A 10,961-nucleotide genomic window follows, 5' to 3' on the forward strand; every position below is an offset into this window, starting at 1 on the left:
CTCCCCTGCAGAGCCAAGCCACCCGAATTGATTAGGGTGGCTTTTTGCTATTTAGCTCCCCTATTAAAGTAGCTACTTAGCAGTACGCTAGTCAGTGTTCGAGTAAGTAAAATCAAAGATAGATATAGCTAATTTCATTGCAGGTTAAAAACACCTAGCACCGCGCTAATTATCGAGAAGGGAAGATTACGTGGGGTTTTAAAAGACGAAGTCAGAGCTATGAGGAATAAAAATGCACTTTGAATCAAAAGCAGAAAAATAAAACCCAGCCTAGGCTGGGTTGACTTGTTGTTTTGCTTTATGCAAAACACTCACCGGAGCCGCTTTAATGACTTGCGCCACTTTTGCTGTTTGCACCTCTTTTGCCACAGGCATAGCTGCCTGCCACAAAGCACTCACCCATAAACTTGAAGTGGATTTCATCGGTATTCCCCTGTTTTGTTAACAAGGTCAAAGTAATACTTGAGCCATGATTAGTAAAATGAATAAACTCCATAATATGGATTCCATTTAAGCATGAATATTCCAATCAAGACCTTACAGTGTTTTCTAACCTTAGTGGAAACCGAAAACTTTACCCGCGCCGCGCAAAAATGTTTTATTACCCAGCCCACACTGAGCAAAATGATCCAAAGGCTGGAAGAAAGTCTAGGCGAAACCTTGCTCATCCGTAATAACCAGAAGGTAGTGTTAACTCAAGCAGGACAGCTATTTGAACACAGTGCACGGGAAATTCTAGGCCAATGGCATAGATTGCAGGAAGACATGAGTAACCTCAGCGGCCTAAAATCTGGGCGTCTGCGTCTAGGTGTGTGCCCGATGATGAGTAGCCTTATTATTGGTTTACTGACGAGCTATCGTAAGCGTTATCCTGGAGTTGAACTGCAAATGTATGAGTACGGTGGATTTGGCTGCGAACAAGCCCTGCTCAACAACAGTCTCGATATCGCCTTTACCGCGCTACCAACAACCCATGAGGCACAGCTCGTCAATCAACCACTGACTAAGTATCCTTTGCTTGCTTGTGTGCCTGAAGGGCATCCCTTAGCCGAGAGAGACCACTTAAATTGGCAGGACTTTGAACCCTATCCTTTCATTCTCTATAACGAAGATTTTTCCCTCGCTAAACTGATTAATCGCCTCAGCCGCAAAGCAGGTGTTCAGCTTAATATCGCCTTTCGCAGTGGCCAATGGGATTTTCTTGCCGCTATGGTTGAAGCAGACATGGGTGTCGCCATTTTACCTGAGCCTATTTGTAACCGATTAAGCGCCAGTAAATTAATTTTTAAACCGATGCATCCCGCCATGACATGGGATCTCGCGCTTATTTGGCGGCAAAATTTACCCTTGACCCCAGCGGCTAATGCTTTACTGGAATTGAGCAAACAAAAAATTGAGCGTTGAGAAGTCGCACGACAACAGACGTTATGATAAACAGGGTCAAGGTTGAACTTGGTCATTAGTCGTAAACGATTTAGCGGAATGTCATCCATAAAAAAACCGCTGTAAGCCTAAGGGCCAACAGCGGTTTTTATTAGCTAACTAAATTAGCTAATAGGAGGCAAGAATTACTTCTTAGCTTCAGCAGCCTTACGTTCTTTAACCTGAGTTACAACTTTTTCAGATACGCTAGCTGGACATTGGCTGTAGTGTGAGAACTCCATAGAGAACTGACCACGACCAGAAGTCATTGTACGTAGTGTACCGATATAACCGAACATTTCTGATAACGGTACGTCAGCTTTAACACGAACACCCGTTACACCAGCAACTTGGTCTTTGATCATGCCACGACGACGGTTTAAGTCACCGATTACGTCACCTACGTTGTCATCTGGGCTGAACACGTCAACTTTCATGATTGGCTCAAGAAGTTGTGGTTTAGCTTTAGGTATTGACTGACGGAAAGCGCCTTTAGCAGCGATTTCGAACGCGATAGCTGATGAGTCAACTGCGTGGAAAGCACCGTCAGTTAATTCGAACTCAACGTCTAACACTGGGAAGCCAGCGATAGTACCTGTGCTCATCATGCTCGCGAAACCTTTCTCAACTGCTGGCCAGAATTCCTTCGGAACGCTACCACCAACAACTGTAGATTTGAACACAAAACCAGTGTTTGCTTCACCTGGACGGATGATATATTCGATTTTACCGAACTGACCAGAACCACCAGATTGTTTCTTGTGTGTGTATTGATCTTCAACCATTTGAGTAATGGTTTCACGGTAAGCAACTTGTGGCTCACCTACAATCAACTCAACACCATAAGTACGACGTAAAATGTCTACTTTAATATCTAAGTGAAGTTCGCCCATACCTTTAAGGATGGTTTCACCTGAATCTTCGTCAGTTTCTACGCGGAATGATGGATCTTCAGCGATCATCTTACCGATAGCCACACCCATTTTCTCACTGCCGCCTTTATCTTTTGGCGCAACAGCAATAGAGATTACTGGCTCAGGGAACACCATAGCCTCAAGAGTACATGGGTGTTTCACGTCACATAAAGTGTGACCTGTTTGAACGTTCTTCATACCCACGATAGCGATAATGTCGCCAGCTTGAGCAGATTCAATTTCGATACGGTCGTCAGCGTGCATTTCGCACATACGGCCGATACGTTCAGTTTTACCCGTTGCGCTGTTCAGGATGGTGTCACCCTTCTTCAAACGGCCAGAGTAAATACGTACGAAAGTCAGGGCGCCGAAACGGTCATCCATAATTTTGAACGCTAACGCTTTTAACGGTAAGTCAGCAGAAACGATAGCAAACTCGCCAGTTTCATTACCTTCTTCATCAGTCAGAGGCTGTGGATCAACTTCTTCTGGTGATGGCAGGTAATCAACAACTGCATCAAGAATGAGTTGCATACCTTTGTTTTTAAAGGCAGAACCACAGTATGTTGGGAACAACGCCATAGTACGTGTACCAATACGGATACAACGCTTAATGTCTTCAATAGATGGCTCTTCGCCTTCCATGTAAGCTTCCATGATTGCATCGTCTTGCTCAACAGCAGTTTCGATTAACATTTCACGGTATTCTTCAACTATATCAACCATGTCAGCAGGGACATCTTGAATGCTGAAGTTTTCTGGAAGACCTGAGTCATCCCATACATAAGCTTGACGAGTTAATAGATCAACCACGCCTTTAAATTCGTCTTCAACGCCAATTGGTAGAACCATAACCAGTGGGTTTGCCGCTAATACGTCTTTAGTTTGCTTAACAACACGTAGGAAGTCAGCACCGATACGGTCTAACTTGTTTACGAAGATGATACGAGCAACTTCTGAGTCGTTCGCATAGCGCCAGTTAGTTTCTGACTGAGGCTCTACGCCGCCGCTACCGCAGAATACACCGATACCGCCATCAAGCACTTTCAGAGAACGGTAAACTTCAACGGTGAAGTCAACGTGTCCTGGTGTATCGATAACGTTGAAACGGTGGTCTTTCCAGAAGCAGCTTACAGCAGCAGACTGAATGGTAATACCGCGCTCAGCTTCCTGTACCATGAAGTCAGTTGTAGATTCACCATCGTGAGTCTCACCGGCTTTATGAATTCGGCCTGTTAGCTTAAGGATACGCTCGGTGGTCGTGGTTTTACCCGCGTCAACGTGAGCGAAGATACCAATGTTTCTGTATTTGGATAATTCGGTCATGATTCAACTTTAAATGAGTAGTTTAAGGAGTAGACGGAGTATGCGACAAACACCGACACACCGCACATCAGATTATTTAGGCGCATATTGTAAATTGGAACCCTGCTCGGCGCAAATGGCTAGAGTACTTTTTCACGACAAAGTCACGTAATAATTTAGCAAAATGCCCGTAAATATAAGTTAAAACAAATAAGTAAAACACTTCAGCTTATTTTTTAACCTTAAAATAAAAGCCATTAAAAAAGCCTGACATGCGTTAATAATGACATTTTTTAACGACTTCCAACGGTAATACGTTAAAAAATATCGTCATAAGCACTATGGACTAACAATAAAACGGCAAGTAAGCGGCTTAGATAACCGCGCTTAATACCTCAAAATCACCTCCCATAATCCGCGCCAAACTAATGCTTGTTTGTTAATAAATAATCGGCCTGCATGCCTTTAAATTTGGCATTCACATTCTGCGTTTATAGCCTTAAGCATTGTATTAAACTTAAAGGTCACGTTTATCAGATTTATGTAAAAAAATACCCGCCATTGGCGGGTATGTTCAAACTCATCTGTCTCGTTAACCGCTAAGGTTTACTCTTCGACGGGTGATACCACGAACAGTAAGTCACCTTGCGACACTTGCTGACCATTACTGTTCAGGATGCGCTCGATACGATACTTTTTGTCTTCAGGGTACAAGATTGCACTCTGACGATTAAAGCCGGCTAAGGTCACTTGCGAGAACATCTTCATCGCTTCTGTCAGTGCAAGCGTTTGATCGACCGTAACTATGTCACCTTCTTTAACGAAGTCAGGTTCACCCGGTGCAGAAGAGGTATAGAAGATACCAGCGCCTTGGGCTAATACTTTCAGCTCGTTACTTTCACCTACGCGCAGTGACTCAGTATCGACTTCGACTGTTTCAGCAGCAGCTTCCATTTCAGCGATCAATGCAGGAATGTCCAGCTCAGCCATTAAGCGTGGCAGATAGTTAGTGTCGTAAACGCCTTCGTTGAAGGTACCATCTTTCAGAATAAGCTTAAGTAGCGGAATGTTAGTCGCGATACCTTTTAGCACTACGCTGTTTAAGTATTCATAAAGCTTGTTAATCACATCCTCACGGTTTTCACCGCGCATGATGATTTGCGCAATCAAGCTATCGTAGTATGGCGAGACTTCTTTGCCTGGCGCAGCAATCGAAATGATTTCCACATCTGGATGTTCTGGGAACACACATTCAGTGATCTTGCCTGGATTTGGAATGAGCTGCAGTATGCCATGGCTATCGAGCGCCGCTTTCTCAGCCGTCACACGAACTTCCATCGCATAACCAATATCTTTTGGCTCTAACGCTTCAATCGAGCGGCCTGCAGCAATATCAAACTGCGCGCTAACGATATCGATACCTGAAGTGGCTTCCGTGACGGGATGCTCAACCTGTAAACGAGTATTCATTTCCATGAAGTAAACTTCATTGGCATCTAAGTTATAGATAAACTCAACAGTACCCGCGCCCATGTAGTCGGTCGCATCACCTAAAGCACGGGTATAATCCAACACTCGCTTTTTAAGCTCATCTGGCAACATAGTTGAACCAGACTCTTCAACCACTTTTTGGTTATTACGTTGCACTGAGCAGTCACGAATACCCAATACCTTGGTATTACCAAACTTATCACGCAGTAATTGCACTTCAATGTGACGTAAAGATGTCACATATTTTTCTAGGTACAAGTCACCGTTACCGAAAGCGGCGGCCGCTTCAGTCGCGGTTTTTTGGAATAAACCAATCATGTCTTCAGGACGCTTAACAACCTGAATACCTTTACCGCCACCACCTTGTACCGCTTTAAGCAGTACTGGGTAGCCGATTTCAGTTGCAACATTCACCGCTTGTTCTGCATTGGTCAAAATACCGTGCGAACCTGGTACAACAGGCACATTTTGCGCTTGCGATGTCTTAATCGCATTAGACTTGTTACCCATAGTCGTCATTGAATGCACGCTTGGGCCGACGAAGTTAACGCCGTTATTCACACATAATGCCGCAAACTGAGGGCTTTCAGATAAGAAACCAATACCTGGATGCAGAGCATCAACTTGCTCGTAATCTGCCACTCTTAACACTGAATACGCGTTTAAGTAACTTTCATCTGAGGTGTTACCACCTAGACAAACTAACTTATCCGTGTCTTTTAGCATATCTGCAGGTACTGATGTCATATCAGGATCAGACGCGACTAATACCACATTGATATTATTGTCGTGAGCCTTACGGATCAGTTTCACTGCAGTACAACCACGGGCATGAATCAATACTTTGTTAATGGGTTTCATTAACTTACGCGGGTCGTTCTGTATGATCACTTCTTCTTCAACGGCCGCTTCAACCACTAAGGTAGACAGTGCATTGATAATCACGTCGTTAATTTTAACCGTTGGCATTGGCATCAGAGGATCGATACCCGCCAGCTGGCTATCTAAAGTGTCGGTAAATGGGTTATGCACTAAGCTCGCCATTGCGCCAGGTACTTTTGACAGATAGTTAGACAGCGTGGCTGTAGATGGCAAATAAGCTGGTACCACCATTTGACCCGCGAACGGCATGTTAGTACCTGACAGGTAATAGGTTTGCACTAATGGGTGAGTCACAAAGCTCGCCTGTGCACCACCCGTACAGTCACCAAAACCAAACATCAGTACTGGTAATTCGTTATCACGAATAAAGCGTGTGATACGGTCGTTCACAACAGCCATAGAGAACAGTGCCGCAGCACCTTCTTTAGTCTGCATACCACCAGAACTGATAAAGCACACCACAGGTAATTTATGCTTAGCACACTCGATCAGTAATGCTGAGAATTTCTCGGCACTGGCCATATCAAATGCACCCGCTTGGAATGCCGTGTTAGACACAGCAACACCTACACGTACTTTTTGGCCCTTTTCTTTAAAGTTGGCAATACCCGTAATCAAACCACAAGGACGAATGCCTTTATCTAAAGCATCTTCAATTGATAAACGGAAACCAGGGAAGTTCAATAGGTTAGCCGACATCTTGTCGCTATTGATCTCTTCAAAATTGGTAAAGAACTGCTTAACCACATTTTCCCACGTCATGTTGCCTTTACGTTTTTCGTCACGCAGCACTTTTTGGATTAACAGATCTTGATAACCCATAGTCAAGCGGTTCCAGAAGTCTTTACGACGACCGATACGCACAGGGTTAATTGCGCCAGTATATTTACTGTTATCGCTCTCGCTATCAAAATACTCAGGCAGTAAACGTTCAAAGAAGTAAGTCAGCACCACGAATAAACTGTCGTTAAGCTGCGGGAAACCCACACTCTTCCACTGCTCTACACGTACCAATAAATCGGCACGGTTCGATTGCCCCATAAAATACTTGAGCCACTTATAGAACTTAGCTTTATCGTTCGAGGTATCTTGCGTCGACAATGCATGGTCAATTGACTTGTGCAACAGGTTGTTCACTGAATTACGTGACAAACTTTTAGACATCATGGCTTCTTTAGCGATTGACGCTAAGCTGCCAACAACGTTGTCGTACAGGGCGTTGAAAATGAGAATGTTATGACATTGCCAAATAAAATCTTCGCGCAGCTCTTCATTCACCACCACATCGAGCACAGTCAGTTGATTTAGCTCAGGCCATTTAGCTTGAGTCACCGACTTTGGCAGGCTTTCTAAGTGCTGAATCAGCCCTTTGAAGTTGTTGGCCGCGTTGCTCTTCCAACGGTGGTATAAAGACCAGCTAATGTTGAATAACAGCGCTTTACGTGCTTTTTTATAGTTCTCTTTTGGTTCACCCAAAATCAAACGTGTCAGCATGTTACGCTCGGTAGAGACTTCGTCACGCTTAGCGACAAAAGTAGTCCACAATTTGTTCAAATCTTCGTCATAAACCAGTTTATCTGGGTTAGATAACCAAGCTTGGAACACACGATCTTGCTCTTGCTGAATACGTGCCAACAAGTCACCTTCTGGCACGCTAGCACGCGACAAACGACCGTATTGCTCTTGCGAAATAGAATGGATACGGCTACGTAGCGTTAAATAACGCAAATAACGGTAGGCGCTACCAAACAGGTTATGGTGACTGGTCGGGCTGCTGGCCACAGCCAGTTCTGCATTTTGCTCCAACGCCATCAGGTTTTTAGATGGTGTGAGGAAACGCATTAAGCTGCGATCATAATGTTCACGTAAATCTTTAGAATCACGCACAAAATTTATTGCAGCACGCTCAACAGCCTCTACGCTGCTAATAATCGCGCGGCGTAAATTGTGTTGACGCTCGTCACGATCGCCCGGTGAAAAGTCGATAATACCGTCGATACAACCCGAGGTATAAAGCTCTTCTGGTGATACACCCACAGATTTTGCACATTCTTGCCAAGATAAGTTGTACTTACGGGCAATACTTTGCAGACCTTGCGGCTGAATTGTATTGAAAATACCATCACGCAGTGACAACAAAATGTTTGCCGCCGCTAATGGAATTGCGCCACCAGAATAACCAGCACCGATAACAATACCGACTGTCGGTACGTCAACGTTGGCACTTTCTGCAATGGCTTTAGAAATTGAATGTGCTTGGTTTTGGCTGTTAGCAATTTCGCCAGCATCCGCGCCTGGTGTGTCAATTAAATAAATAATTGGCATAGATAATTCGGCAAAATGACGAATTGCTTTACAGGCGGCGTAATGATGCTCAGGCATCCAAGCACCGTTAGCGGTAGTGCGTTCTTGGGCGATAAAGCCAATACGACGAGTGCGTGAACCAAAGTTCAGCTCGACCTCAGCACTGTAAAAAGAGCCCAAGTGAGTTTCCGTAATCAAACGACCTTTAAGATCGGCAATGATACGCTTTGCACCAGGACGACCTTTATCTTGAGTCGGCTGGATCACCTTAGCAACGTAACCGTCGACATCTAATAATGCCAAGTCTTTTAAGTTTGCCTGAATGGCATCATCATTTAAAAGACCTTTAATTTCTTCTGATAAACTCTGTTTGCTGTGCTTAGGAAACAGAGAAAAATCCTTTGCCAAGTGCTCGGCCTGTAAAAAAAGCGGATCGGGCGTTTGGGCTTGAGTCATGTGTTTGGGCTGATTATTGCTGGTCATCAAAAGATCCTCTGCTTAGCCTCTGAAAATTTTTAGCCAATAAATATAACTTTGTTATCCCGTCTAATGCCATTAAACTGCGTAAGACGCTTCGTTCCAAATATGAGACAGTGGGAAAACATGCCAGATTTAAACGGTATGATGCTATTTGCAGCCGTGGTAAGAGCCAAGGGGTTTTCCCAAGCTGCCCGTGAAACCGGCCACCCAAAATCCACCATTAGTCGCAAAATCGCCCAACTTGAAGAACAACTTGGGGTGCGATTACTGCAACGCGACACCCGTAATTTGAGTCTGACCCAAGTCGGGGCACTGTTTTATCAACACTGTGATTCTATTCGCAATGAGGTAGAAGCGGCCAAGGCTGTTATCGAGAATACTCACGATGATGTATCAGGATCATTACGGATTGCGATCCCTGTGTCATTTAGCCAAGAACTGATTGCTAACCTCTGTAGCGGGTTTATGCGTTTATATCCTAATGTGGAATTAGATGTCCAGTTTACCGATAACGATATTGGGTTAGTCGGAGAAGGATATGACATTGCCATCAAGTATGGTCCACTGCAATCTTCAGACCTCGTCGCCAGATTACTGTTTGAACGCCAACCGATTTTAGTCGCAAGCCCAGGTTATTTAAAACTCAAGGGCACGCCCGCTACGCCAAAAGAACTCAGTCTGCACAGTGGCATTTTATTAGGGACTTCTCGTTCGGCACCCATTTGGCCACTGGGTAAAGGATCGCGTAAAACCATGGCGAACTTTCAGCGTAAAGTGCGGGTCAACAGCCCGATAATGGTGAAGCAATTAGCCATAGATGATTTTGGCATCGCCATGTTATCTAATTCAGCCTGTAAAACAGAGCTCGCAAATGGCTTACTCGTGCCAATTCTACAGGAATGGCCGATTGAACCTTTTAAGGTTTACGGGGTCTATTCGAGCAGGCGCCAACTGGCTACCAATATCAGTGTTTTCTTAGATTTTTTCGTCAAACGTTTCAGCAGCCAAGAAAGCCTACAATCCCTGATGGGTTAGTTATCCGCTACGCATCAACGAAGCCTTATTCAAAAACCTAATAAAAAGCCTAGACGGTTATCTAGGCTTTTAGCGTCACAATTGGTTTTAGGCCAAGCAAGCAACTTGAATTAACGTCGTAATCCTTGGGCGATATACCAAACACAGCTTAAGGAATGACATGCTCCAGTTTCAAGATTTCCTTAGTGATAGTTTGACGTAGTGGCAAGCTATCCGCCGCAGGAATATCCATATTCATCGCGAAAAACCATACATTATCATCGAGTTCTATCCAGCCAACCCACCAGCCTATACTCGGCTCAGCTCTAACGGCATAACCAGTTTTTGCGCGGATAATATAATCGCCATTAGCTTCAGTGAGCATGGCCTGCTTAACTATTCGTTGGCTACGCTCTGAGGCATGTATTTTGTTGTGGTACAACTTGCGCAAAAAATTAATTTGCTCAATGGCCGAAATCCGTATAGCGCCATCGAGCCAAAAACTATCTAGATTTCCCGAAGTATCCTCATTACCATAATCAAAAGAGGCGATCATCTTCGACATTCTCGCCTCACCGATTTGGCGGGCGAATTCTTGATATACAGGTACCACTGAATATTTCATCGCGGTAATTAACGTTTGATCCCGATTCCAATTATCGATATCGCGGGTTTGACCATCCCATTTAAAAACTTGATGCTCATCTTTAGCGATACCCAAATCGAGTGCGATTAGGCTATTGGGGATTTTAAACGTCGATGCTGGTAAAAAACCTTGATTGGCGCGTTTAACACTGTTGGTAAATCCCTGCTGCTTGTTTTCGTTCCATAACACCACCACACCCTGCGTTTTTTGTGGCTGAATTTGTTGCAACTTAGTGGGTTGCACCTGAGTTTGTTGCGATTGAGTTTGGTACTGAGTAAAAATAACATCCCAACTACGGGTTTCTTGCCATGCTTTAGCCGTAGTTGATGCAAAAGTCGGTGCACCGAAGAAGGGGGATATGACTAGCACAGCCGATATGACTAGGGTCTGTTGATCTTTGCTGTACAAATGTTGCTCAGCAATACATCGGCAGCCACATTAACATAAACGCCAGTGACACCATACTGGCGTAATTTCTTGCTAGCTTGTCATATCTTGTTGAT

General features: G+C 44.3%; 6 protein-coding genes and 1 pseudogene. 2 read left to right on the forward strand and 5 right to left on the reverse strand.

Annotated elements, in window-relative coordinates; all coding sequences use genetic code 11:
- Positions 1-270: 270 nt before the first annotated feature.
- Positions 271-423, reverse strand: coding sequence for a hypothetical protein (locus ACRN9H_RS14965; RefSeq protein ID WP_220772419.1), 153 nt, complete (start codon positions 421-423; stop codon positions 271-273).
- 93 nt (positions 424-516) lie between these two features.
- Between ACRN9H_RS14965 and ACRN9H_RS14970 the strand changes: the two genes are divergently transcribed.
- Positions 517-1,404, forward strand: a complete 888-nt coding sequence (locus ACRN9H_RS14970; RefSeq protein ID WP_220772421.1) for a LysR family transcriptional regulator — start codon at positions 517-519, stop codon at positions 1,402-1,404.
- 164 nt (positions 1,405-1,568) lie between these two features.
- On the opposite strand, the gene fusA is transcribed toward ACRN9H_RS14970, so the two are convergent.
- Together fusA and ACRN9H_RS14980 are read right to left on the reverse strand one after the other, a co-directional pair.
- On the reverse strand, positions 1,569-3,662 hold the full coding sequence (gene fusA / locus ACRN9H_RS14975; protein ID WP_432314847.1) for an elongation factor G: 2,094 nt from the start codon (positions 3,660-3,662) through the stop codon (positions 1,569-1,571).
- Between the two features lie 585 nt (positions 3,663-4,247).
- On the reverse strand, positions 4,248-8,801 hold the full coding sequence (locus tag ACRN9H_RS14980) for a biotin carboxylase N-terminal domain-containing protein (protein ID WP_432314849.1): 4,554 nt from the start codon (positions 8,799-8,801) through the stop codon (positions 4,248-4,250).
- 120 nt (positions 8,802-8,921) lie between these two features.
- Here ACRN9H_RS14980 and ACRN9H_RS14985 point away from each other — a divergent pair, with 120 nt between their 5' ends.
- Positions 8,922-9,833 (forward strand): LysR family transcriptional regulator, encoded by a 912-nt coding sequence (locus tag ACRN9H_RS14985; protein ID WP_220773329.1) that lies wholly within the window; start codon positions 8,922-8,924, stop codon positions 9,831-9,833.
- A gap of 148 nt (positions 9,834-9,981) precedes the next feature.
- On the opposite strand, the gene blaOXA is transcribed toward ACRN9H_RS14985, so the two are convergent.
- Together blaOXA and ACRN9H_RS14995 are read right to left on the reverse strand one after the other, a co-directional pair.
- Entirely contained in the window at positions 9,982-10,866 is an 885-nt protein-coding gene (blaOXA, locus tag ACRN9H_RS14990) for a class D beta-lactamase (protein WP_432314851.1), read from the reverse strand.
- Positions 10,867-10,873: 7 nt separating this feature from the next.
- Positions 10,874-10,961 (reverse strand): annotated as a pseudogene (locus ACRN9H_RS14995) (IS5/IS1182 family transposase); the annotation flags it as partial.

This window comes from Shewanella sp. MF08487 (assembly GCF_050848685.1).
Lineage (GTDB): Bacteria > Pseudomonadota > Gammaproteobacteria > Enterobacterales > Shewanellaceae > Shewanella > Shewanella glacialipiscicola.